The sequence below is a fragment of the Amycolatopsis sp. NPDC104775 genome, assembly GCF_055583325.1.
Genome location: NZ_JBVJOE010000002.1, coordinates 378,354 through 403,157 on the forward strand (window position 1 = coordinate 378,354; position 24,804 = coordinate 403,157).

19 protein-coding genes are annotated in these 24,804 nt (G+C 66.9%); 12 read left to right on the plus strand and 7 right to left on the minus strand.

Going from position 1 to position 24,804, the window contains the following annotated elements; translation table 11 throughout:
* The first annotated feature begins 20 nt into the window (after window positions 1-20).
* The 4 genes from ACZ63D_RS10560 to ACZ63D_RS10575 all read left to right on the plus strand — a co-directional run bounded on the left by ACZ63D_RS10560 (window position 21) and on the right by ACZ63D_RS10575 (window position 3,662).
* A complete protein-coding gene (locus tag ACZ63D_RS10560; protein WP_465354029.1) occupies window positions 21-530 on the plus strand; it encodes a GNAT family N-acetyltransferase in 510 nt (169 codons plus the stop codon).
* 61 nt (window positions 531-591) lie between these two features.
* Window positions 592-1,458: an SDR family oxidoreductase gene (locus ACZ63D_RS10565; protein WP_465354030.1), complete on the plus strand. Its 867-nt coding sequence runs from the start codon at window positions 592-594 to the stop codon at window positions 1,456-1,458.
* A gap of 103 nt (window positions 1,459-1,561) precedes the next feature.
* On the plus strand, window positions 1,562-2,617 hold the full coding sequence (locus tag ACZ63D_RS10570) for an alpha/beta hydrolase (RefSeq protein ID WP_465354031.1): 1,056 nt from the start codon (window positions 1,562-1,564) through the stop codon (window positions 2,615-2,617).
* 97 nt (window positions 2,618-2,714) lie between these two features.
* On the plus strand, window positions 2,715-3,662 hold the full coding sequence (locus tag ACZ63D_RS10575; protein WP_465354032.1) for an NADPH:quinone reductase: 948 nt from the start codon (window positions 2,715-2,717) through the stop codon (window positions 3,660-3,662).
* A 10-nt stretch (window positions 3,663-3,672) separates the two neighbouring features.
* Here the strand turns inward: ACZ63D_RS10575 and ACZ63D_RS10580 are convergent, their stop codons facing one another.
* Complete coding sequence (locus ACZ63D_RS10580) at window positions 3,673-4,599, minus strand: NADP-dependent oxidoreductase (RefSeq protein WP_465354033.1); 927 nt, start codon at window positions 4,597-4,599, stop codon at window positions 3,673-3,675.
* A gap of 76 nt (window positions 4,600-4,675) precedes the next feature.
* On the opposite strand from ACZ63D_RS10580, the gene ACZ63D_RS10585 reads away from it, so the two are divergent.
* The 3 genes from ACZ63D_RS10585 to ACZ63D_RS10595 all read left to right on the plus strand — a co-directional run bounded on the left by ACZ63D_RS10585 (window position 4,676) and on the right by ACZ63D_RS10595 (window position 8,404).
* Window positions 4,676-5,044, plus strand: a complete 369-nt coding sequence (locus ACZ63D_RS10585; protein WP_465354034.1) for a winged helix-turn-helix transcriptional regulator — start codon at window positions 4,676-4,678, stop codon at window positions 5,042-5,044.
* Window positions 5,045-5,358: 314 nt separating this feature from the next.
* A complete protein-coding gene (locus ACZ63D_RS10590) occupies window positions 5,359-6,099 on the plus strand; it encodes a hypothetical protein (RefSeq protein WP_465354035.1) in 741 nt (246 codons plus the stop codon).
* 637 nt (window positions 6,100-6,736) lie between these two features.
* Window positions 6,737-8,404: a P-loop ATPase, Sll1717 family gene (locus ACZ63D_RS10595; RefSeq protein ID WP_465354036.1), complete on the plus strand. Its 1,668-nt coding sequence runs from the start codon at window positions 6,737-6,739 to the stop codon at window positions 8,402-8,404.
* Window positions 8,405-8,563: 159 nt separating this feature from the next.
* Here the strand turns inward: ACZ63D_RS10595 and ACZ63D_RS10600 are convergent, their stop codons facing one another.
* The 5 genes from ACZ63D_RS10600 to ACZ63D_RS10620 form a co-directional block, all read right to left on the minus strand.
* Window positions 8,564-8,932: a hypothetical protein gene (locus tag ACZ63D_RS10600; RefSeq protein WP_465354037.1), complete on the minus strand. Its 369-nt coding sequence runs from the start codon at window positions 8,930-8,932 to the stop codon at window positions 8,564-8,566.
* 278 nt (window positions 8,933-9,210) lie between these two features.
* Window positions 9,211-10,422, minus strand: a complete 1,212-nt coding sequence (locus tag ACZ63D_RS10605) for an acyl-CoA dehydrogenase family protein (RefSeq protein ID WP_409462718.1) — start codon at window positions 10,420-10,422, stop codon at window positions 9,211-9,213.
* Between the two features lie 28 nt (window positions 10,423-10,450).
* The gene (locus ACZ63D_RS10610; protein WP_465354746.1) at window positions 10,451-11,746 is read right to left on the minus strand and encodes an acyl-CoA dehydrogenase family protein; all 1,296 of its coding nucleotides are present in this window, start codon (window positions 11,744-11,746) and stop codon (window positions 10,451-10,453) included.
* Window positions 11,747-11,847: 101 nt separating this feature from the next.
* Window positions 11,848-13,026 carry a low temperature requirement protein A gene (locus ACZ63D_RS10615; RefSeq protein WP_465354038.1) on the minus strand — a complete coding sequence of 393 codons (1,179 nt, stop codon included), beginning with the start codon at window positions 13,024-13,026 and terminating at the stop codon, window positions 11,848-11,850.
* A gap of 163 nt (window positions 13,027-13,189) precedes the next feature.
* Window positions 13,190-14,374, minus strand: a complete 1,185-nt coding sequence (locus ACZ63D_RS10620; RefSeq protein WP_465354039.1) for a TetR/AcrR family transcriptional regulator — start codon at window positions 14,372-14,374, stop codon at window positions 13,190-13,192.
* 159 nt (window positions 14,375-14,533) lie between these two features.
* On the opposite strand from ACZ63D_RS10620, the gene ACZ63D_RS10625 reads away from it, so the two are divergent.
* The 5 genes from ACZ63D_RS10625 to ACZ63D_RS10645 all read left to right on the plus strand — a co-directional run bounded on the left by ACZ63D_RS10625 (window position 14,534) and on the right by ACZ63D_RS10645 (window position 23,190).
* Window positions 14,534-15,745 (plus strand): acetyl-CoA C-acetyltransferase, encoded by a 1,212-nt coding sequence (locus ACZ63D_RS10625; protein WP_465354040.1) that lies wholly within the window; start codon window positions 14,534-14,536, stop codon window positions 15,743-15,745.
* A gap of 8 nt (window positions 15,746-15,753) precedes the next feature.
* Window positions 15,754-17,925: a 3-hydroxyacyl-CoA dehydrogenase NAD-binding domain-containing protein gene (locus tag ACZ63D_RS10630; RefSeq protein ID WP_465354041.1), complete on the plus strand. Its 2,172-nt coding sequence runs from the start codon at window positions 15,754-15,756 to the stop codon at window positions 17,923-17,925.
* A 256-nt stretch (window positions 17,926-18,181) separates the two neighbouring features.
* Window positions 18,182-20,995, plus strand: coding sequence for a hypothetical protein (locus tag ACZ63D_RS10635; RefSeq protein WP_465354042.1), 2,814 nt, complete (start codon window positions 18,182-18,184; stop codon window positions 20,993-20,995).
* Between the two features lie 124 nt (window positions 20,996-21,119).
* A complete protein-coding gene (locus ACZ63D_RS10640; protein ID WP_465354043.1) occupies window positions 21,120-21,656 on the plus strand; it encodes a DUF3761 domain-containing protein in 537 nt (178 codons plus the stop codon).
* Between the two features lie 52 nt (window positions 21,657-21,708).
* Window positions 21,709-23,190, plus strand: coding sequence for an MFS transporter (locus tag ACZ63D_RS10645; protein WP_465354747.1), 1,482 nt, complete (start codon window positions 21,709-21,711; stop codon window positions 23,188-23,190).
* Window positions 23,191-23,241: 51 nt separating this feature from the next.
* Here the strand turns inward: ACZ63D_RS10645 and ACZ63D_RS10650 are convergent, their stop codons facing one another.
* On the minus strand, window positions 23,242-24,804 hold the full coding sequence (locus tag ACZ63D_RS10650; RefSeq protein WP_465354044.1) for an acetolactate synthase large subunit: 1,563 nt from the start codon (window positions 24,802-24,804) through the stop codon (window positions 23,242-23,244).

Sequence of the window (24,804 nt, forward strand, 5' to 3'; positions counted from 1 at the left end):
CTTGTCCCTATTGTGGGCTTATGGAGTTCACCATCCGGCCTGGGGCCGCCGGAGACGCAGACGTTCTGCTGGGGTTTTTCGACGAGGCCGTCGAATGGCTGGTCGCGCGCGGCAGCGCGGGCCAATGGGGCACGCAGCCGTGGAGTACGAACCCGAAACGCGTCGAACGCGTGCACGAGTTCGTGGCCGAGCCCGGGTTCCGGATGGCGGAGATCGACGGAAAACCCGCGGGCGCACTGATCCTCGGGCAGCCCATGCCCTACACCCCGGCGGTCGACGAGCCCGAACTGTACGTGCGGCTGCTGATCACCTCCCGCCGGTTCACCGGGCACCGGGTCGGCGCGCGACTGCTTGAGCACGCCATGGCCGAGGCGCAACGGCGCGGGATCGACCTCGTGCGCGTCGACTGCTGGGCGGGCGGCGACGGCGATCTGCCGCGCTACTACGAGAGCCAGGGCTTCAAGCCGACCGAGCAGTTCACCGTCGACGGCTGGCTCGGCCAGGTTCTTGAACAACGGGTTGGGGGATAGCGGCAAGGCCGGGCACGGAGGACGATATTGGCTAAGTGTCAATAGAGTGGAGGAGTCCGCCATGGCCAGGCAGTCGCTCTCCGGGAAGGTCGTCGTCGTCACCGGCGGTGCGCAGGGCATCGGCGCGGCCACCGCCGCCGCCCTGCACCGGCGGGGCGCCCTGCTCGTGCTGGGCGACCTCGACCGGGTCCGTGCCGAGAAAACCGCAGGCGAGCTGGGTCCGGACGTGGTCGCGTCGCCGCTGGACGTCACCGACACGGCCGCCTTCACCGCGTTCCTGGACGACGTCGAACGCACCGTCGGGCCGATCGACGTGCTGATCAACAACGCCGGAATCATGCCGCTTTCGCCGCTGGACGAGGAGGACGACGCGGCGACGCGGCGGATGCTGGAGATCAACGTGCACGCGGTCGTGCACGGCACCCGCGAGGCCGTCAAACGGATGAAGCCGCGCGGCCGGGGGCACATCGTGAACGTGGCGTCGATGGCCGGAAAGTCCGGATTCGCCGGTGCGGCCACGTATTGCGCCACGAAACACGCCGTGGTCGGGTTGTCCGAGGCGGTGCGGCTGGAGCTGCGCGGCACCGGCGTCGAGGTGTCATGCGTGATGCCCGCGGTGGTGCGCACCGAACTCGCGTCCGGGCTGGGCGAGGCGCGGTTCATCAAGTCGGTTGGCCCGGAAGACGTCGCGGCGGCGATCGTCGATGCGTTGGAACGGCCGAAATTCGACGTCTTTGTCCCGAAATCGCTCGATCTGACCGGCCGCGTCACCCGGCTGTTCCCGCGCGCGTTCGGCGAATGGCTGGTGCGCGCGCTCGGCGGGGATCAACTGCTGGCTTCCGCCGCGCATTCGCCCGAGCGCGCGGAGTACGAGGGCCGCGCGGCCCGGAGCGCGCCGTCGGCCGTCCCGCCTGATGGGAGCGTCTGAGGCGGACGTGCGCTTGCCGGGTGCTTGCGGGAGTGGCGTGTTGATGCCGCGCCCGCGCGCACGGCAAGATGCCCGGCAGACGACGAGTTCCAGGAGGCGCTAGATGGTTTCCCCACCGGCCCGGTTGGCCGCCGCCGCGGCCAACGTCGTGGGCAAGGTGTTCCAGGGTGGGGTCGCCGATCTGCGGCCGATGCCGAGGGTGCTGATCGACCAGGGGCCCAACCGGTCGGTGTACCGGATGACCCACGGCGCGACCAAGACCTCCGGCCCGCCGGTGCTGCTGGTGCCGCCGCTGGCCGCCCCCGCGCTGTGCTTCGATCTGCGCCGCGGCTGCAGCCTCATCGAGCACCTGGTGGAGGGCGGACGGCCGACTTACCTCGTGGACTACGGCATGGTCGCGTTTTCCGACCGCCGGCTGGGCATCGAGCACTGGATCGACGAGGTGCTGCCGAGGGCGATCCGGAAGGTCAGCGAGGACGCCGGCGGCCAGGGCGTGCACCTGGTGTCGTGGTCGCTCGGCGGGATCTTCTCCATGCTGGTCAGCGCGGACCAGCCGGCCCTGCCGATCGAATCGATCACCGCGGTCGGCTCGCCGGTCGATTTCACCGCGATCCCGATCGTCGCGCCGTTCCGGCCGCTCGTGGACCTCACCGGCGGCCATCTGCTCACCCCGGTCTACCGGGTGTTCGGCGGCGCACCGTCCTATTTGGTCACCCGGGTGTTCCGGGCCACCGGGATCTCCAAGGAGATCACGAAACCGCTGGCGATCCTGAAAAACCTCGACGACCGCGACTACCTCGCGCAGATCGAGGCGGTGGACCACTTCATGAGCAACATGTACGCCTACCCCGGGCGGACGTTCGGCCAGCTGTATCACCGCCTGTTCCGCACCAACGACCTCGCCGAGGGCACCGTCGACCTGAACGGGCGCAAGATCAGCCTGTCCGACGTGAAGAAACCGATGCTGGTGGTGGCGGGCGAAACCGACACCATCGCGCCGCGGGCTTCGGTGGAACGTGTGGTGCAGCTGCTGGAAAACGCGCCGGAGGTCCGGTTCCGCACCGCGCCCGGCGGGCATCTCGGCGTCCTGACCGGACGCCGGGCCCGGGGCACGACCTGGCGCTACCTCGACGAGTTCCTGGACGATTTGTCCGGCTGACCGGGCATATCTGGGCAGTTACGCTGCTTTTCGCGCAGCGGGAAGCACTCCGATATCCGCGCGAAGCCGGTAAAAAAATCGGCGGTACCGTGGGCCGGTGATCGCTGCATACGTGACGTCGCTCGGCGACAGTTCCGAGATCAAGGTCGGCCCGCTTCCGGATCCGGAACCGGGTCCGCGCGAGGTGCTGGTGAAAGTCTCCGCGGTGGCGGTGAACCACGTCGACACCTTCATCCGCTCCGGCGCGTATCCCACCGCGGTTTCGTACCCGTTCGTCATCGGCCGGGATCTGGTGGGCACTGTTGTCTCATCGCCAGTAAACCGCTTCGCTCCCGGCGACCGCGTGTGGTGCAACAGCCTCGGCCACGACGGACGGCAGGGTTCCTTCTCCGAGTACTGCGCGGTTCCCGAAGATCGGCTTTATCCCTTGCCAGAAGGGGTTTCCGACGACGCCGTCGCCGTCCTGCACACCGCGGCCACCGCGTACCTGGGCCTCTTCGAACACGCCGACGCCGGTTACGGCGAGACGATCGCGGTGCTCGGCGCGGGCGGCGGGGTCGGCAGCGCGGTCGTCCAACTTGCTTCGACCGCCGGCCTGCGTGTCATCGCGACCGCCCGCGCCGAGGATGCGGAATGGTGCCGGGAATGCGGAGCCGACGAGGTTTTCGACTACGCCGACCCCGACCTCTACCGCAAACTCCCTGCGGTGGATTTGTTGTGGGACAACGCGGGCCAGCACGATCTGGTCTCGGCAGTGCCGTTGTTGTCCCGCGGCGGCCGCATCGTGGCGATGGCCGGGATGGAGTCGGCCCCGACGCTGCCGATCGGTCAGCTGTACACGCGCGACGCCAGCATCCGCGGTTTCGCCATCAGCAACGCCGGCATCGCCGCGTTGGGCTCCGCCGCCCGCGTCATCAACCGGGCGCTGTCCACCGGAATCCTCCGGCCCCGGATCAGCACCCGCCTGCCGCTGTCGTCGGCCGCCGAGGCGCACCGATTGATGGAATCCGGCGAGGCGCGCGGACGGATCGTACTGGAGGTCTAAAGCCGCGGTGTCACACGGTTAGGACGACCTTGCCCTGGAGATGACCGCGGTCCAGCAGCCGATGCGCGTCGGCGATGCGCTCGAACGGGAACGTCTCCTGCACGTGGACCCGGAGTTTGCCCTGCTCGACGAGAGCGACCAGCCCGCGCAGGCCGATCGGATCGGGCTCTACCGCGATGCCGCTGAACCGCATCCCGGCCGCCTCGAACTTCGCGATCAGCTCGGTGTCTTCGTCCGCGACCGCCGTCACCAAATGCCCGCCGGGGCGGAGAACATCGAGCGACCGCTCGACGGTGTCGCCGCCGAGAGTGTCGAGCACAACGTCGATCTCGCGGACCACCTCAGCGAAGTCGACCTTCGCGTAGTCGATGACTTCGTCGGCGCCGAGCCCCTCGACGAACTCCCGCTTGCTCTCGCTGGCGGTCGCGATCACGTGTGCGCCAAGCGCTTTCGCGATCTGGATGGCGACGTGCCCGACCCCGCCGCCACCGCCGTGGATCACCACGCGGTCGCCAGCCCGCACGTCGCTGAGGTCGACCAGCCCCTGCCACGCCGTCAGTCCGACGACCGGCAACGCGGCGGCCTCGAGGTGGGAAAGCTGCTTCGGCTTGCGCAGCAGATGCAACGCCGGCGCCGCCACGACCTCGGCGTAAGCGTTGGCCGCGCGGGGGAACAGCGGCATCCCGAACACCTCGTCGCCCGGCCGGAACCGCCAGGTCAACGCGTCTTCGACCACGCCGCTGACGTCCCAGCCGAGGACGAACGGCGGCTGGCCGAGCAACGGGAACTCACCTTCGCGCAGCCGCGCCTCCAACGGATTCAGCCCGATCGCCTTGACACGGACGAGGACCTCGGTCGGCAGTGCCCGCGGTTTGGGTGCGTCCACGATCGTGAGCACTTCGGGGCCGCCAAGCTTCTGCTGGGTGATGACTCGCATGACTCTCCTGGTTTTTCGGAGGGGGACGAAAACCAGGCTAGGAATCCGATAGGTACCTGGGAGTACCTTTGCCGCTATGAGCGAATGCGGTCCCGGTGGCGTCTTCCTGTCCGACTGCCCGGCGCGCCTGGCGGTCGAGCTGATCGCCGACAAGTGGACGGTGGTGGTGCTCGCCGGTCTCAGCAAGGGTCCGGTCCGGCACGGCGATCTGGTCGAGCTGATCGGCGGGATTTCGCGCAAGGTGCTCACCCAGACGCTGCGTCGGCTGGAGGCGCACGGGCTCGTCAGCCGGCGGGCGTATGCCGAGGCGCCGCCGCGGGTGGAGTACGAGCTGACTCCGCTGGGTGCGACGTTGATCGAGCCGATCCACACCCTGACGGAGTGGGCGCGGGCGAATGGGGACGCGGTTCTGGACGCCCTGGATTCTGCTGCCCAAAAAGCCTGAATGAGCTTTCATCGCAGCGTTTTGCTGTGCTTCTCACGACGATTACTGCACTTTTCGCAATTGACCTTGCGGCGGCCGTGGTCACGGTTCGAGCTCGGAACGGCGACGGCTGGCCACCGTCCGCAACGAAGGAGTCCTCGCGACCGACCCGGAGGTCAGTGCAGTCGGCAGAGGGAGGCCGATGGTGACCCAGGGGGCAAGCGTGCCGCCGCTGACCGCAGCGGCGGGCGAGGGGCTGCGTAGACAACCGGCGCGTCGCTGACGGCGCGCAGTCGGTTCCGCAATCACGCACCCCTCGTCAAACGGAAAACACCATGAGCGTTTCAGAAGATCGCGAAGTAGTTGAGTTCGAAGAAGCCGACGACCGGCACAGCCGGTTGAGACGGAGAATGGAACTGGAATTCGTCAAAGACGGACTGGACAGTTCCTCGCTCGAGACGCAGTCCGTCGACGACCTTCACTCGTCGCTGACCCGGCTCGACGGGATCATCGCCCGGCAGCGGAAGAAACTCGCGCTGCACAAGGAGGCGCTGGCCGCGGCGAGAGCGTCGAAAGGACGTTCGGACGTCGCACGCAAGGTGAATTCCAACCGCGCTGCCTTGAAGTTCTGCCTGGAGCGGCGTGAGCAGATCCTCGAATTGATCAACGGGCTGACCGTCGGACAGGAGATCGGCAAGCTCCGGTCCGCGGTGTCCGAAGTGGACGACGCCGGAGCCAAGGAGAAATTCCACCGGTTGCTCGGCGAGTTCGAAAGCAAGACCGGGGAGATCGACGGGGAACTGAAAGAAACCAGCCGGAAGATCGCCGAAGTCGAGGCCGCGGCGATGGCCGCGGAAATCGACAAGTACGAGCGGAAGGCCAAGGTGTGGCAGAACTTCCTCGCGAAGGAATCCGTGGCGACCTACGTCGGAGCGGCGATCCTGCTGGTCATGTGCCTGTCCGTGGTGGCCGCGATGTTCGCGCACGTGGAGATCAACCAGGTGCTGTCCAGTGCGTTCCTGCTGGTCCTGGGGTATTTCTTCGGGCAGTCCACGGGGAAGAAGCAACTGGACTGAAAGAGCCGCTCGGCCCGCTTCGCGGAGGCGGGCCGAGCGGGTCGGTCACTTGAGTTCAGCGGAAGTCTTGCCCAGCACCCGCCGAGCCACGATCAACTGCTGGATCTGCTGCGTCCCCTCGAAGCTGTTCAAGATTTCTCAGCTGGGTTTGATTGGCCTCGTTCGCTTCGCTGTCAATGGCCTCTGACCTGCGGTGATACGTCTCGTTAGCTCTCATTGTCTGTCGCTGCTCCCTGGCCTCTAACGGCCTGGAGACGGTCTGGCGGACCTGCGACACCTACCCCTGCATCCCGATGCGAAGCAAGCATGCGGCCGTTGTCACGATCAGGCTTCGGATGGAGGTCCCTCACGACGATGCGTAACGGAGCTCGAGTCACGAACGACCTTGTCCGTCACAGCCGCTTTAGAGGGAGGTCGACGTTGGCTCTGGGTACACACGTGCCGCGCGGCGCTGCGCCAGGCGACCCGCTGGCGGACGCACCGCCCGGCCGACGGGCGGAAGCGAAGCGGCAGCCCGCCGTGTCGGAAGCAGAGGCGGCCGCCCAGGCGAGGGCCTACATAGGCGACAGGCGCGCCGCGCGGGGACGCGTCCTTGATCCAGTAGAGCCAAGTTCGGCAGATCATACTTTTAGGAGCGATGGAATTGGGTAAACGGCGGACAAGTCCCGTTCTCTCTACCAAGATCACTCTTGGTAACGCGCAAGCGGAGTCGGACCCACTTCGTAGCGAAGCCTTCTATCTGTCGGGACACTATGAAGCCATCGAGTCGCGTGAAGATCCGAGATGCTTCGTAATCGGCCGTACTGGGAGTGGAAAAACTGCGATTCTGGAGCGCATTGAAGAGGAGTATTCAGACCATGTGATAAGGATCAATCCGGAAGATCTATCGCTCCCGTATATTGCGGAGCTCAACGCACTTCGCTATTTGGTGGACTTGGAAGTTCACCTTGATCCATTCTTTATTGCACTTTGGAAGCACGTCCTTCTTGTTGAGATCATCAGGCATCGGTACAAGGTTGACTCGCCGGCTGCAAAACAGAACTTTTTGTTAACCCTTCGAGATGCGATCAAGCGCGATAAGAGCAAGGTTGCCGCCCTTGATTATCTCGATGAGTTTGAAGGAAAGTTCTGGTGTGAAACTGACGAGCGAGTCAGGGAGATAACTGAAAAATTTGAGAAGCAATTAGAAGCTGGTGGGACAGGTAAATTCGGATTCGGCAAGGGTGAATTTGGCGGAAACCTGGCTCGAAAGAGTACGCAGGGAGGAGAGACTAAGAGTCAGCAAGTTGACCGATTTCAACGGATAGTCAACGAGAGTCAGATCGCGCGGCTAAATAAGATGATAAACGTTCTGAACGACAACATTCTCGATTCGCCTCAGCACTTCACTTATATCGTGATCGACGACCTGGATCGTGACTGGGCGGATGAGTACGTTCTGAACTCTTTGATTAGGTGCCTTTTTCGTGCTGTGTTAGATCTAAAAAGAGTGCGAAACTTGAAGGTGATCGTCGCGCTTAGGACAAACATCTTCCAACATCTAGACTTTGGACGATCGGGCGGTCAGGAAGAGAAATTTCGCTCGGCATCATTGCAGTTGCGCTGGAATCAATATGACTTAGAGCTTTTGTTGGACAAGCGAGTCGGCGCATTGAGGGCCAGGCATCCTGGAGTTGATGCTGGCGGAATCAAAGACCTGCTCCCTGTTGCGAACCGTGCGCGTGGCAGTGCTCTGGACTATGTTCTGCGCCGGACACTGATGAGGCCCAGGGATGTTCTAACCTTCATAAATGAATGCTTAGACTTTAGTGATGGTAGGCGCCGCCTTACGTGGGACATGATTCACGACGCTGAGATGCTCTACTCGCAGAACCGTCTGCTTGCACTCAGGGATGAGTGGAAACCTTCGTATCCTCGCATTGATGCGCTTTTTGGATTGTTCGAAGGTGCCCCGGCGATGATGGACCGCAGCATTATGTCCGATATTTTCGAGCAGGCTGCTCTACTTCTGAGTGATCCGGATCTGTCTCGAATCCAATGGATTATGGATTTAACTCAACCAATCTGGGATAACCTTGGCAGCAAGGATTGGGAGCGCATTCATCATCCTCTGATCGAGCTACTATTCAGGGTTGGTTTCATAGGTTTTGTTGGAGTTGAAAGGCGTGGCAAGGATTGGATTTTCTCGCAAGACAATGAGTCGCTTGCGGATCGCGCTACGGGTCTCAAAACCGTAGAAAGATTCGTTATCCATCCAGCCTTCTGGAAAGCGCTGGGCGTAGAGAAGATTCCAAATGGGAAGTGAGAGGTAACGAGATCTATAGCATCCTGCGTTTTCGGGGGGTATGTATAGATGCTCGAAGTTTCGATGACATTCGAAGAGGCGATCTCGGACAGCGATCCACGCGAGGTCGGTACAAGCGTACTTCTGGGCATACGTCTCGAACAGGTCCCCGCGGAGAGCCTACGCAGGTGGAGTGGTGGGGCGTGGGCTCCTGGAGTCTGTACACGTGCGTGTTGGTGACATCTCGTCGCCGAACCGGAAGATCGAGTCGTAGAGCGTCGTGTTGCGGAACCGCATCTCCACCCCTTCGACACCGATAAGCGGTTGGTAAAACGCCAGCGCGTTGCCGATGCGCGCTGCGCGCGTGCCTTCGCCGAGCTGCTCTTCCTCGCTACGCAGGGCGACGCTGTCGCCTTCCGGATCTCCAAATACGAGCCGGATTCGAGCGCCAGCCGCTGCCTTGGCTGTCAGGTCCTTGATGAAAAGCGGGCGTTCGACCGGGAGCACTGAGGTCGCGGGGATGGGATGCACGCGCTCCGTCACTTCCACGCCTCGACGCTCCTGGCGCGTGCGATATCGATTGCGGAGCTGGCCGACTACCTTGGGCACGCGGGCCCGGGCTTCACGCTGCGGACGCATACGCACCTCGTCCCGTCGAGTCACCAGCGGGTGCAAGAGGCCGTCGACGCGGTGTCGGACGGCCTCCCCTTGATGACAGCCTGGAGGCGGCCTGATCATGAAACCCGGTCCGTGCCGACGCGAAAGCCGCCCGGTCGCAGTGCGCCAAAGAATGGCAATCGACCGGGCGGCTTTCTGTTGCGTCACAACTACTTGAGTTCAGCGGAAGTCTTGCCCAACACCCGCCGAGCCACGATCAACTGCTGAATCTGCTGCGTCCCCTCGAAGATGTCCAGAATCTTGGCATCCCGGGACCACTTCTCCAGCAGCGATTCCTCCGTGTACCCATACGCCCCGGCGAGTTCGACGCACTTCAACGTCACGTCGACCACCGTCCGCCCTGCCTTGGCCTTTGCCATCGACGCCTGCAGGGAGTTCGGCTGACGGTTGTCCGCCATCCACGCCGATTCCAGGGTCAGCAGGTACGCCGCCTCGTAATCCGCTTCCAGTTGCAGGAAAGTCGCGGCCGCGGCGTGCTGCGTCAGGGCCGGGCGGTCGTAATCGATGACCACACCGGCTTCGGTCAGGATGCGGCGGGTTTCGTCCAGCGCCGCGCGGGCGACGCCGATCGCCATCGCGGCCACCAGCGGGCGGGTGTTGTCGAAGGTCTGCATGACCCCGGCGAAACCCTTGGCCGTGTCGATTTCCGGCGTGCCAAGGAGGTTTTCGGCAGGCACGCGGCAGTTTTCGAAGCGCAGCACGGCGGTGTCGGACGCGCGGATGCCCAGTTTGTGCTCCACGCGCACGACCTCGAAACCAGGTGTGCCCTTCTCCACCACGAACGACTTGATCGCGGCGCGGCCCTTCGTGCGGTCCAGCGTCGCCCAGACCACGACGGCGTCGGCGCGCTGGCCGGACGTCACGAAGATCTTTTCACCGTTCAGGATGTAGTCGTCGCCGTCCTTGGTGGCCGTCGTGGTGATGGCGGCCGAGTCCGAACCGCAGCCGGGTTCGGTGATCGCCATCGCGGCCCACAGGCCCTTGAACCGTTCGAGCTGCTCGTCGGTCGCCACCGAGCCGATCGCGGCGTTGCCGAGGCCTTGGCGCGGCATGGACAGCAGCAGGCCGACGTCGCCCCAGCACATTTCGATCGTGCCGAGCACCACGTTCAGGTTGGCGCCGTTGCGGTTTCCCTTGGGGCCGTCGTCCTTTTCGGACCTGCGCACGCCGGCCGCGCCCGCACCGCCTTCACCGGAGGAGTTCAGCCCGTCCAGCAGCGCGGCGAACATGTCCAATTCGGACGGATAGGTGTGCTCGGCGCGGTCGTACTTGCGCGAGATCGGCCGGAACACCTCGGCCGCGGCCTGGTACGCCTGGTTGATCAGCGCGCCGGCCTTCTTCGGAGCTTCCAGGTTGATCATCGGGTTGCCTTTCGCAGCAAGAAAAAGATCAGAGGAGGACGGCGCCTTCCATCACGCCGATCGCCCGCAGGTCGCGGTACCAGCGCTCCACCGGATGCTCCTTCACGAACCCGTGCCCGCCGAGCAGCTGCACCCCGGCGTTGCCGATCTGCATGCCCTTGTCCGTGGCGAGCTTCCGGGCGAGCGCGGCTTCCCGCGCGTACTCCTTGCCCTGTTCGGCCCGGGCGGCCGCGCGCAGCGTGACCAGGCGCAGGCCCTCCAGTTCGATCGCGATGTCCGCCACCGAGAAGGCGACTGCCTGCCGGTGGCTGATCGGCTCGCCGAACGCGGTGCGCTCGTTCACGTAAGGCACGACGTAGTCCAGCACGGCCTTGCCGACCCCGGCGGCGAGTGCCGCCCAGCCGAGCCGGGAAAGCCGGACCACCTCGGTGAAGACGTCCGCCTTGCCGCCGCCGAGCAGCGCGCCCGCGGGCAGCGAAACCTTCTCCAGGTGCAGCTTTCCGGTGGCCGCGCCGCGCAGGCCCATCGCGGGTTCGGACTCGATCGTCACGCCCGCGTTGGACGACTCGACCAGGAACAGCGCCGGGCCGCGGCCTTCCAGATCGGCCGAGACGAGGAACAGCTCGGCCTCCGCCGCGCGCGGGACGAGCGACTTCACGCCGTCGAGCTGGTAGCCCTTCGGGGTGCGCTTCGCCTTGGTGGCGGGCTTGAACGGGTCGAACAACGGCGTCCGCTCCAGCAGCGCGAGCGCCGCGGCGGGCACCTGCTCACCGGTGAACGCGGGCACGTAATCGGCTTGTTGCTGCTCGTCGCCCCACGCGACCAGCGCGGTGCTCACCGCGGACGGGGCCAGCACGGCCACCGCCAGCCCGAGGTCGCCGTGCGCGAGCGCCTCCGCGACCAGCGCGTTCGTGACGACCGAACGCTCCGTGCCCGCGCCGCCCAGCTCTTCCGGGATGCCGACGAGGCTGACGCCCAGCTCGGCCGCGCGGCTCAGCAGGCCTTCCGGCGCGGCGAGCTTCTCGTCGGCGTCGGCGGCGGCCGGTCGCAGCTGTTCGGCGGCGAATTCGCTGACCGTTTCGACGATGAGCTTCTGGTCCTCGTCCGGCGTCAGGTCGAACAGCCCGCGGTCGTCCGGTTTCGCCAGCCGCGCCGGCTTGCCCAGGCGCTGGACCGAGGTGAACGACCGGGTCGCCGCCCCGGCCGCGCGGAAACCGGTGCGGGTCCCCGTCTTGACCAGGTTCTGCACCGGTCCGCGCAGCCCGACCCGGTCGATCGCCTTGCTCCCGGCCAACCGGGTGAGCGCGGCCAGGCCGAGGCCCATCGCGTCTCGTTTCCTTGGCGCAGCCATGCAGCATCTCCCTCGCGTTACCTACTCACGAGTAGGTTAGCGCGGCCCCGAGGAATCCGCCAGTGCGGCCCGGCTCACTCGACCACCGGCCGCCGGGCCAGCGACGTGCGTTCGAACGCGATGAGCAGCAGTACCGAGGCAGTGACGATCAGCAGCAACAGGACCGCGGGCACGTGTCCCAGCAGCGGCGTGAGCGCTAGCAGCACCGCCGCGAGCACGAGCCGCTGCCGGTTCCAGCTTCCGAGGTTGCGCCGCCGCAGCGAGCTGAGCGCGACCAGGTACAACGCCAGTCCGCCGGTCAACGCCCACAGCGCGACGCCGTGCAGCGCCTCGGCCGGATTGGCGTGCAGCGACAGGAACGTCTTCTTCAACCCGAGCGCGACCAGGACGATCCCGGCGATGAGCGGCAGGTGCAGATAGGTGTAGGAGTCGGTGGCGAGCTTGGTCCGGGCGACGCCTTCGGCACTGGCCAGCCGGTGTTCGGCGACGTTCGCGACCAGGTCGAAGTACGTCCACCACATCCCCGCCGCGAGCGCGATCCCGCAAATCGCCGACCCGGCGACGAGCCAGGTGATCGGCACGTGCCCGATCCCGATGCCGATCGCCACGACCGATTCGCCCAGCGCGATGATCACGATCAGCCCGAACCGCTCGGCGAAGTGCGCGGGCGAGTTCAGCCGCCAGCCCTCGGGACCGGACAGATAGACGTTGAGGTAGTCCACCGCCAGCGCGACCACCCACAGCACCAGCTGCCACGGCCCGCCCACGACGTCGGCGACGACCAGCAGCGCCAGGCTTGGAAGCAGTCCGCGCAGCATCTTCAGCAGCACCCGGCGCAACGCGGCGTCGTGCCGTGCGGCCCCGAGGTAGGCGACGATGTGCAGCAGCCGCACGACGCCGTAACAGGCGACGAACAGCAATGGCCCGTCGAGCCCGCCGGGTTCGTTCGTGAGCGCCTGCGGCACCGCGAGTGCGACGAGGAACATCACCGCCATCGCCCCGAACATCGCCAGCCGCGCGATGCCGTGGTCGACGTGGATCATGGTGCCGAGCCAGGCGTAACTGCACCAGCACCACCACAGCACCATGAGCACCAGCAGTCCCTCGCCGATGCCGAGCAGGTTCAAGCGGCCGGACATCAGCTCGGTCGTCTGCGTGATGGCGTAGACGAAGACCAGGTCGAAGAAAAGCTCAAGGGTCGTGACGCGGTGGCCTTCGTCCGCGCGAACCAGATGCAACCGTCTCGTGGGCACGGCAGATGGTTACACGGCCGGGCGATCGGCAGGGGTCGTTTCGCCTGACCTGATCGTCAGCCGATATCGGGACGGCCGCCGGTCCTGGCCGCGAACTCCGAGAGTTCCGTGTCAGCGTCGGCGTGCTCGATCAGCTGCGGCCATTCCTCGTGGGCACGGGAACTCATCCGCCGAGGCCGAGGACCGCGTGCATTACCGCCGTCAGTTCCGTCTCCAGATGCGGCCTGCTCTTGATCCGCCCGGTCCGGCTGAGATCGTTCGCGATGGTCAGCGCGGCGTGCACCCGGATCTTCGCCTCGCGTGCCGGAAGCTCCGGAAACACCTTGCACAGCAAGGAAACCCACTGGTCGACGTAGTCGCGCTGCACGCGGCGCAGATCGGCTTTGTCCCGCTGCGGCATCGTCGCGCGGTCTGCGGTGAAGGACACCAGCAGTTCCGGCGTGCGCAGCAAAACATGGACGTACGACGCGGCGAGCCGTCTCAGTGCGGATCGTTCGTCGGGGGCCTGCAATGCCTGTTCGGCGGCGAGCGCGAGCCGGTCGGCCGCGCGGTGTCCGATCGCGACCATCAGCGCGGCCTTGCTGGGGAAGTGCCGGTACACGCTGGGTCCGGCGATGCCCGCCGCCGCGCCGATGTCCTCCATGCTCACGGTGTGGAAGCCGCGTTCGGCGAACAACCCGGTCGCGGCGGTCAGCACCTGTTCGCGGCGGGACGGCGTGCCGAGGCTGCTCGCGACCGGCGGTGCGGGTTCTTCCGGAACCGGCAGTGAGACATTGAGCACCGCTTGGGCCAGTTCGACCAGCAGCGGCACGAAGCGTTTGCGCGCCACCGAGGTGTGGTGCACCGCGACGCTTCCGAACACTGACAGCGCGGCCCAGCACAGCAGTTCAGCCTCGTCCGCGGACAGCTCTGGCCGCAGGGTGAGCTGGGCTTTCGTCCACGCGTCGAGCACCGCGCCGGACCGGCGGCGGATCTCGCGGCGTTGCTCGCGCGGCAGATGCGGGCCTTCCCAGCGCCACAGCGCGGCGATCTCCCGGCGCTCGACCGCCTGCGTCGCGAGGCCGGTGAGCAGGGAGTTCAGCTGCTCGGGCGGCGGCGCGGAATCGGCGAGCGCGGCCGCGGTGGCCGACTCCATGTCGTCGATCCCGGCGAGCACGACGTAGGCGAGGATCGCCTGCTTGTCGGCGAAATGCCGGTACAGCGCGGGGCCGGTCACGCCCGCCGCGGCGGCGATGTCGTTGATCCCGACGCCGTGGAACCCCCGCGCGCGGAACAGTTCGGCCGCGACGGCGGCGAGCTGGGCCTTGCGGTCGCGAGGGCGCGTGCCGCGGGCGGGATGCGTACTCATGGTGAACTGACCATAGCGCGTATTGAACACACGGCAACCCATTGACACCATGGGGTTCACCGGGGCTATGTTAATGGCCATTAGCACCTACTGGCCGGTATAGTCGGCGGCGAGATACACCGCAGTGTCCAACCATGCCGCTTCGCGGAGGAGTGTTCAGTGAGTAGCGAGGCCTACATCTACGAGGCGTTGCGCACGCCCCGGGGCAAGAACAAGGGCGGTGCCCTGCACGGCACCAAGCCGGTCGACCTGGTGGTCGGCCTCATCCAGGAGCTGAAGGTCCGCCACCCGAACCTCGATCCGCAGGCGATCGACGACATCGTGCTCGGCGTCGTGTCCCCGGTGGGCGAGCAGGGCGCGGACATCGCGCGCACCGCGGCGCTCGTCGCGGGCCTGCCGCAGACGGTCGCGGGCGTGCAGCTCAACCGGTTCTGCGCGTCCGGCCTGGAGGCCACGAACGTCGCGGCGCAGAAGGTCCGCTCCGGCTGGGACCAGCTGATCATCGCGGGCGGCGTGGAGTCCATGTCGCGCGTGCCGATGGGTTCCGACGGCGGCGCGCTGTTCATGGACCCGGCCACGGCCTACGACCACTACATCGCCCCGCAGGGCATCGGCGCGGACCTCATCGCGACGATGGAGGGCTTCTCCCGCGAGGACGTCGACGCCTTCGCGGTCCGCTCGCAGGAGAAGGCCGAGGCGGCCTGGTCCGGCGGCTACTTCGCCAAATCCGTGGTGCCGGTGAAGGACATGAACGGCGTCACGATCCTCGACCACGACGAGCACCGCCGTCCCGGAACCACCGTGGAGGGCCTGGCGAAGCTCAAGCCGGCCTTCACCACGATCGGCGAGATGGGCGGGTTCGACGCCGTCGTGCTCCAGAAGTACCACCAGGTCGAGAAGATCGACCACGTGCACACCGGCGGCAACTCCTCCGGCATCGTCGACGGCTCGGCCATCGTCCTGGTCGGGTCCGAGCAGGCGGGCAAGACCTTCGGCCTCACGCCGCGGGCGCGCATCGTCGCCACCGCCTCGATCGGCTCCGAGCCCACGATCATGCTGACCGGCCCGACGCCGGCCACCGAGAAGGTGCTCAAGACCGCGGGCCTGACCCCGGACGACATCGACCTGTGGGAGCTCAACGAGGCGTTCGCGTCCGTCGTGCTCAAGTGGCAGAAGGATCTGCACCTTCCGGACGAGAAGATCAACGTCAACGGCGGCGCGATCGCCATGGGCCACCCGCTCGGCGCCACCGGCGCGATGCTGGTCGGCACCGTGGTCGACGAGCTGGAACGCCGCCAGGCGCGCCGGGCGCTGGTGACCTTGTGCATCGGCGGCGGCATGGGTGTCGCGACCATCATCGAGCGGGTGTGAGGACCGAGATGACCGAGAGCAAGACCATCCGCTGGGACAAGGATTCCGACGGCATCGTCACGCTGACCCTGGACGACCCGGACCAGTCGGCCAACACGATGAACCAGGCGTTCCGCGAGTCGCTCGCCGCGACCGTGGACCGGCTCGAAGCGGAGAAGGACGACATCACCGGTGTCGTGCTCACCTCGGCGAAGAAGACCTTCTTCGCCGGCGGCGACCTGCGCGACCTGATCCAGGCGAAGCCGGAGCACGCGGCCGAGATCACCGCCTCCAGCACCGCGATGAAGGGCCAGATGCGCCGGCTCGAGCAGCTCGGCAAGCCGGTCGTCGCGGCCATCAACGGCGCGGCGCTCGGCGGCGGCCTCGAACTCGCGCTCGCGACGCACCACCGGATCGCGGCCGACGTCAAGGGCAGCCAGATCGGCCTGCCCGAGGTCACCCTCGGCCTGCTTCCCGGCGGTGGCGGCGTGGTCCGCACCGTGCGGCTGCTCGGCATCCAGAGCGCGCTGCTGAACGTGCTGCTGCAGGGCCAGCGGATGAAGCCGCGCAAGGCGCTCGAAGTGGGCCTGGTGCACGAGGTCGTGGACACCGTCGACGAGCTGGTGCCCGCCGCGAAGGCGTGGATCAAGGCCAACCCCGAGGGCGGCGTGCAGCCGTGGGACGTCAAGGGCTACAAGATCCCGGGCGGCACCCCGTCGAACCCGAGCTTCGCGGCGAACCTGCCAGCGTTCCCGGCGAACCTGCGCAAGCAGCTCAAGGGCGCGCCGATGCCCGCGCCGCGCGCGATCCTCGCCGCCGCGATCGAGGGTTCGCAGGTCGACTTCGACACCGCGATCCAGGTCGAGACGCGCTACTTCGTGAGCCTGGCCATCGGGCAGGTTTCGAAGAACATGACCAAGGCGTTCTTCTTCGACCTGCAGACGATCAACTCCGGCGGTTCGCGTCCGGACGGGTTCGAGAAGTTCACTGCCAAGAAGGTCGGCGTGCTCGGAGCCGGGATGATGGGCGCCGCGATCGCCTACGTGTCCGCCAAGGCGGGCATCGACGTGGTCCTCAAGGACGTCTCGCAGGAGGCGGCCGAGAAGGGCAAGGGCTACGCGGTCAAGATCGAGGAGAAGGCGCTCTCGCGCGGCAAGACCACGCAAGAAAAGTCGGACGCGCTGCTGGCGCGGATCAAGCCGACCGCCGACCCGGCCGACTTCGCGGGCGTCGACTTCGTCATCGAGGCCGTGTTCGAGAGCGTCGAGCTGAAGCACAAGGTGTTCGGCGAGATCGAGAACATCGTCAACGCGGACGCGGTGCTGGGTTCCAACACCTCGACCCTGCCGATCACCACCCTCGCCGAGGGCGTGCAGCGGACCGAGGACTTCATCGGAATCCACTTCTTCTCGCCGGTGGACAAGATGCCGCTGGTCGAGATCATCTGCGGCGAGAAGACGTCGCCCGCCACGCTGGCCAAGGTCTTCGACTACACGCTGCAGATCCGCAAGACCCCGATCGTCGTCAACGACAGCCGCGGCTTCTTCACCTCGCGGGTCATCGGCACCTTCATCAACGAGGCCGTGGCCGCGCTGGGCGAGGGCGTCGAGCCGGCGTCGATCGAGCAGGCGGGTTCGCAGGCCGGTTACCCCGCGCCGCCGCTGCAGCTGATGGACGAGCTGACCCTGACGCTGCCGCGCAAGATCCGCGCGGAAACCCGCGCCGCGATCGAGGCCGAGGGCGGCACCTGGACGCCGCACGCGTCCGAGGCCGTCATCGACACGATGCTCGACAAGTACGACCGCAAGGGCCGGTCCACCGGGGCGGGCTTCTACGAGTACGACGAGAACGGCAAGCGCACCGGCCTGTGGCCGGGCCTGCGCGAGGCGTTCAACTCGGGTTCGGCGGACGTGCCGTTCGAGGACCTCAAGGAGCGCATGCTCTTCGCCGAAGCATTGGAAACGGTGAAGTGCTTCGACGAGGGCGTCCTGACCTCGGTCGCGGACGCCAACATCGGGTCCATCTTCGGCATCGGCTTCCCGGCCTGGACCGGCGGCGTGATCCAGTACATCAACCAGTACGAGGGTGGCTTGCAGGGCTTCGTCGACCGCGCCCGCGCACTGGCGGCACGCTACGGCAGCCACTTCGAGCCGCCGCAGTCGCTGGTGGAGAAGGCCGCCAAGGGCGAGATCTACGAGTAAAGCGGAATATTCTTTTGCTGGCGGGGCCGTCTCGGGAATTTCCCGGGGCGGCCCCGTTTTTCGCATTTGGACTAGTCGCTGGCGGCAGATTTCGAAATATGATCATGAGTCCTTTCTGCTGGTCGCTCAGCGCACGTGCGACTGAGGCGAACGGCGGAACGCGAGTCGCCCGAATAGCCGGTGCCGATCCGGGAATCCGTGGCCATGTCGGCATAAATCCGGGACCCCTCCCGTCGCGCGCATGGGATAATTCGGCATGGACCAGACGGTGGCCGTCGCGGGGGAGCAGCTCGCGTTCGCTGGGGCGGATCGGCTCGTCAAGCTCATCGGGGCGCTTTATCAACGGCCCAAGATCGGCGACCGGCCGCGGGAATTGCAGGACAACGGGGAATGGCGGCCCGGTTATCACCGGGAGCGCGCCGGGCGGCGCGGGCTGCCCATGGTGTGTCTCGTCGGCGAGGCGCGCGAGGGGGTGCTCGAAGAGCTGGCCTCCCGGTTGCAGAACGCGAAACCGGCGGGCACGGTCCGTTCCGTCTACCTCTCGCTCGCCGACCGGCCGGACGTCGACGCTCCGGGCAAGGCGACCGAGGCGAGCGTCGAAGTCGTGCGCGACATCCTGTGGCGGATCCGCAACACTCTCGTCCGCAGCTCTCGCACGCGCGAAAGCCGGTTGCGGTTCCGGCTGTTCACGCTGGTCGATCAGCTCATGGCGAAGCGGTTCGAGGAGGGCGAAACCGACACCGAGCGCGTTCTGCTGCGCGAACTGCAGGAGAACGGCCTGCTGGTCCGCTTCCGCTCGGCCATCGACAGCGTCAGCCGCGAGCTGGTGCCGCAGCATCCGACGTGGCGGTTTCCCTTGCTGCTGCTGCGCTGGCTGACGATCGGCACCTTCCGGCTGGCCGTCACCGGGCGCGTGCCGGGACTGTCCGGGCGGTACCGGTGGTTCCTGCGCCAGCCGCATCTCGCACCGGAGATGTCCGGCAGCTTCGTCCGCTTCGCGATGCGGCTGACCGACGGCGAATGGCAGAAGGAATCGCCGCAGTACGTCGCGCGGCTGCTGGTCAACGCGTTCCTGGAGGACCTGCGGCGCGAATACCGGCTGCGGCCGTGGCAGTTCTGGCGGCGGCGCCGGATGACGTATCCGGTGCTGCTGCTCGACGAGGTCGGCCCGGCCAACGGCGGGTACCGGCTGCTGGAGCTGATCAACGAGGTCCGCAACCAGGTCGGGCTCTTCGATCCGCTGCTGGTGGTGAGCGCGAGCCAGGCGCCGCCGCCGGACGCCGCGCCGAGCGAGGACCGGCCGAAGTACCACGCCACCGACGCCGCCGGCGCGTACCGGGTTTGGCAGAACCGGCTCAACGCGGACCGCCGGGCCCGCCGCCCCACCGCCTGGTACCTGCCGATCGGCCTCGACACCCCGCAGACCGAGACCGAAAAGACCGAGGTGCGCAAGCGAATGCTGGCGCTCGGCGAGCACTACGACCTGTCCGGCGGGCGCGGGCGGACGGCGTGGTGGACGACGCGCTGGGTCCGGGCCGGGGTGCCCGCGGTGGTGCTCGCGCTGCTCGCCGGGTTCGTGGTTGTGCGCTATCAGTCCTTCTTGGACAGTCATTGCGGCACCTCGAGCGAATGGCTGACCCGGGTGGACGACCAGTGCGTCGGGGTGTCCGACGGTTCCTTCTCGCTGTTCTCCCCGGTGGACAAGGAGGGGACGATTCAGCAGGTCGAAGCGGTGATCGCGGACCAGAACCAGCGAGCCGAAGAACTACACCAGCAGTATCCGGAACGGCCCTTCATCACGCTGGTCGACCTGGAGGCGCTGACGTCGTCGAACGGCACCGCCGAAGGGCTCACCGCCGAACGGGAATCGCTGGAAGGTTTCGCGGTCGCGCAGTCGCGGCAGCTCGACGCGACCGCCGCGGCCGAACCGATCGTGCGCATCCTGATCGCCAACGGCGGCAAGGGAATGCATCAAGGCTCGCAGGTCGCGCAGACGCTGCTGGAAATGGCGAAACAGGATCCCAGCATCGTCGGCGTAGTCGGACTCGACATGAGCAGCGAGCCGACGTCCGACACCATCCGCGCGCTCGGCGACGCGGGCATCCCGGTGGTCGCCGCGACCCTCACCGCCGACCAGCTCGCGGATCAGAACCCGATCTACTTCCAAGTCGCGCCGCAAAACCGCCGCGAGGCGGCCGTGGCCGCGGCGTTCGCCGCCCAGCGGCCCGGGCCCCGTACGCTGCGCGTCTACTACTCCGACGACGACGCCGATTTCTACAGTACGAATCTCCGGGACGATGCGCTGAAAGCGTTTAAGGAGAAGGGTTTCACCGTCGAAGCGCGCGCGTTCGATTCGGATGGCGGAATAGCTGGGATGCCCGCGCATCTGCGGTACGGAGACCGGGTGGTGGGCAACGCGGGTGCTGCCGGACGGGACAGTTGCTCCTACGACGGCTTCGCGTTCTTCGCCGGCCGGGGAGTTCCCGACTTCGGAGCATTCCTCGCCGGCGCCGCGCAATGCGGTAGCACCGCGACGATCATCGGTGACGACGATGTGTCCCGTTACGTCGCGGACTCCGTTGCCCGAGAACGCAATCGAGCCCTGTCGTACTACTACCTCGCGCTCGCGACCGCCCCGGCCACGCCCGCGAAAGGACTCGCGCGCGACTTCTACGCCACGCTCAACACCAAGTTCGCCTTTGAACACACGGAAAAAGGCCGGTCGTTCGACGGCCACGCCGCGTTGTCCTACGACGCCGCGCTGGTGATGATCACCGCGACCGCGTACCTGCGGGAAACGTCGTCGAAGATCCCGGTGACCCCCGGTTCGGTCTGGCGCGAGATCACTGCGATCCATACTTCGCGGCCGGATGCCAATCAGACCAACAAATACATCGAAGGAGTCAGCGGAACCATCGATTACGGCGGCGACATCGGCAGGCACGTCCCGCAGGACAAACCGCTCGCGGTCCTGCGCGTCCAGGGCGGCGAGGTCGACCCGGAACTGCAGGGCTTCTGCGGCAAGGCCGTGGTCCGGGCTCCGGACCCGTGGTGCCCGGCGGACGGCTGAACCAGCTTCGCCGACTCGGTTTTCGTACTCTCTCCGTAACCGGCTGAATGGGCTGCGCACTCGCTGTAACAGTTTTCCACGGCTTTTCGACCTTCCCGATTACCTGGATCGAGGGAGGTTCCGCATGTGGCGAAAACTGGGAATGGCACTGGTCGCGGGCGTGCTGGTCGCCGGATGCGGAGCGGCGAAGGCTCCGGCAGGGGACCCGGCTCCGGTCATCACGAGCGATTACGCACCGTTGACCACCTACAGTCAGCCAGACACTTACTCGGACATTCCGACGACCTCGGTCACTCCGCCGGCGACCACCCAACAGCAGTTCGCGCCGCCGACCACCGCGGCGAAACCCAAGGCGGCACCGAAGACCCAGGCCGCGCCGAAAATCGACGTGCCCACCTTCGCCGTTCCTACGTTCGCGGTGCCCACGTTCGAGGTGCCAGACCAGGCCGCCCCGTACTCGGCCGCTCCTCCCGAACAGACAACGGCCGCGGCTGTCGACTGCGGTCCGGATTACTACCGCAACTCGTCCGGAACTTGCGTCCACAACCCGTCTTCGAACCCCTCCGGTGCGACCGCCCTCTGCAACGACGGCACCTACAGCTACAGCCAGCACCGTTCCGGCACCTGCTCGCACCACGGCGGCGTCAAGCAATGGCTCTGACCCCGCCGGACCAAGCAAGCATTGGGCCGAACGGACCAGTCCGGCAAGTCGGATCGATCACGAACCGCCCGTTCCGTCGCCCCGCCCGGTAGCGTGCGGATCCGGTACGGCATATGGGACGGGGGACGTGGTGGCGCGGGCGGGTTCGGGGCCGATCATCGTGGTGCTCGCTTCGTGCGGGCTCGTCGCTTCGTTCATGCAGACGCTGGTCATCCCGCTGATCCCGGCGTTCCCGCGACTGCTGAGCACCACGCCGACGGACGCTTCCTGGGTCGTCACCGTCACGCTGCTCGCGGCGGCGGTGTGCACCCCGGTCGCCGGGCGGCTCGGCGATCTTTACGGCAAGCGCCGCGTGCTGCTCGCGAGCCTGGCCGTGCTGATCGCCGGGTCCGTGGTCTCAGCGCTGACCAGTTCGCTCGCGCTGATGATCGTCGGCCGCGGATTGCAGGGCTGTGCGATGGGCGTCATTCCGCTCGGTATCAGCATCATGCGCGACGAACTGCCGCCGGAACGCGTCAGCGGCGCGATTTCGCTGATGAGCGCGACACTCGGCGTCGGCGGCGCGATCGGACTGCCGGTCGCGGCGATCGTCGCCGAGCACGCCGACTGGCACGTTCTGTTCTGGGGCTCGGCCGGGCTCGGGCTCGGTTGTGCGCTGCTGATCCTGCGGGTCGTCCCGGAATCGCCGGTCCGCGCGCCCGCGCCGTTCGATTTCCTCGGCACGCTCGGGCTGATCGTCGGCCTCACCAGTCTGTTGCTGCCAATCGTGAAGGGCAGCGAGTGGGGCTGGGGGAACCCGGCGACGCTCGGGTTCGCCGCGACCGCGGTGATCGTTCTCGCGGCTTGGGGCTGGTACCAGCTGCGCCGCCGCGATCCGCTGGTCGATCTCCGCGTTTCGGCGCGACGACCAGTGTTGTTCACGAACCTCGCGTCGGTTCTCATCGGCTTCGCGATGTACGCCATGGCATTGTCGTTCCCGCAATTGCTGCAGGCGCCTTCGGCGACCGGATACGGCCTCGGGCTCAGCATGGTGGAAGCCGGTCTGTGCCTCGCGCCGAACGGCCTGGTGATGATGGCGTTGTCCCCGGTGTCCGCGCGGCTGACCAACCGGTACGGCGCGCGCGTCACGCTCATGACCGGCGCGATCGTGATCGCTCTCGGCTATGTCTTCGCGATTTTCCTGATGGCCAACGCGATCGAGCTGATCATCGCTTCGGTGATCATCGGGGCGGGCGTCGGAATCGCTTACGCCGCGATGCCCGCGCTGATCATGAGCGCGGTGCCGGTCACCGAAACGGCGTCGGCGAACGGCCTCAACTCGCTCATGCGTTCCGTCGGCACCTCGACGTCCAGCGCCGTGATGGCCACGATGCTCGCCCATCTGACGATCACCGTCGGCTCGTTCACCGTGCCTTCGCTCGCGGGTTTCCGCGCCACGTTCGCGGTCGCCGCGGCCGCGGCGGTGGTCGGGCTGGCGTTGACCGCGGTGGTGCCGCGGGTGCGTGCTGCCAGCCCGGAACTCGCCCGGGTCTAGAGACTTGTGAGTGGTTATGCCGGTTCTGACCGGCATAACCACTCACAAGCGTCAGAGCAACGGGGGAACGGTCGCGTCGATCAGGTGCGGTCCCGGCTCGGCGACCGCGCGCCGGAACTGGTCGGCCAGCTCTTCGGCGGTCGTCGCGCGGGTCGCCGGAACACCCATGCCCTCGGCGATCTTCACGAAATCGAGGTCCGGACGGCCGATGTCCAGCAGGTCCTTCGCGCGCGGTCCGTCCCCGGACGCGCCGACGCGCTGCAGTTCCATCCGCAGGATCGCGTAGGCGTTGTTGTTGAGCACCACGGTGGTCACGTCGAGGTTCTCGCGCGCTTGCGTCCACAGCGCGGAGATCGTGTACATCGCGCTGCCATCGGATTCAAGGTTGATCACCGGCCGTTTCGGAGCCGCGATCGCCGCGCCGACGGCCACCGGCATCCCGTAACCGATCGCGCCGCCGGTCAAGGTCAGCACGTCGTGCCGCGGCGCGCCGGCCGTCGCGGCGGGAAGCAGGAGACCGGAGGTGTTCGCCTCGTCCACGATGATCGCGTTCTCCGGCAGCAGCGCGCCGATCACGTCGACCCAGTTCTGCACGGTGAGGGGACCGCTCGGCAGCTCCGGCCGTCCGGCCTCCTGCAGGACCGGCTCGGTGTCCGCGGCGACCAAGGCGGCGACCGCTTCCAGCGCGGCCGGGACGTCCTGGCCGACGGTCGCGAGGACGTGCACGTCCGCGCCTTCCGGGGTCAGCTCGCTCGGCATGCCGGGGTAGGCGAAGAAGGACACCGGGGCCTTCGTGCCCGCGATGATCAGGTGCTTGATTCCGTCCAGCTGGTATTTGGCCTGCTCGGCGAGGTATCCCAGCCGTTCGATGTTCGGCAGCCCGGCCCCGCGCTCCAGCCGCGCCGGGAAGGTTTCGGCGAACGCCTTCACACCGGTCGCGGCGGCGATCCGGCTGGTCGCGCGCAAACCTTCTTCGTGGCAAGCGGATCCGCCGATCAGCAACGCCGCCGGCTCGCCGCTGCGCAGTACGTCCGCGATCTTCTGCACGGTCGTCGCGTCGACCGCCTGCGGCACGCGCGGCGGAATCGGCGCGCACGTTTCGCCGCCCTCGCCCCACGAGGCGTCGGCGGGAAGGATCAGCGTCGCGACCCGGCCGGGTGCGTCCTGTGCCGCCGCGACCGCCGCCGCTGCGTCCGCGCCGACGTCCTTCGTGTGCCCGGACCGGCGCACCCAGCCTTCGAGCGAACCCGCGATAGCGTCGATGTCCGACTCCAGCGGGGCGTCGTACTGCTTGTGGTAGGTGGCGTGGTCACCGATCACGTTGACCACCGGCGTGTGCGCGCGACGTGCGTTGTGCAGGTTCGCCAGGCCGTTCCCCAGCCCCGGGCCAAGGTGCAGCAGCGTCGCGGCGGGCTTGCCGGCGATCCGCGCGTACCCGTCCGCGGCACCGGTCACGACGCCCTCGAAGAGCGCGAGCACGCCGCGCATCTCCGGTACCGAATCGAGCGCGGCGACGAAATGCATCTCCGACGTGCCGGGGTTGGAAAAGCACACGTCGACCCCGCTGTCGACGAGCGTGCGGATGAGGGACTGGGCGCCGTTGAGCGTGCTCAC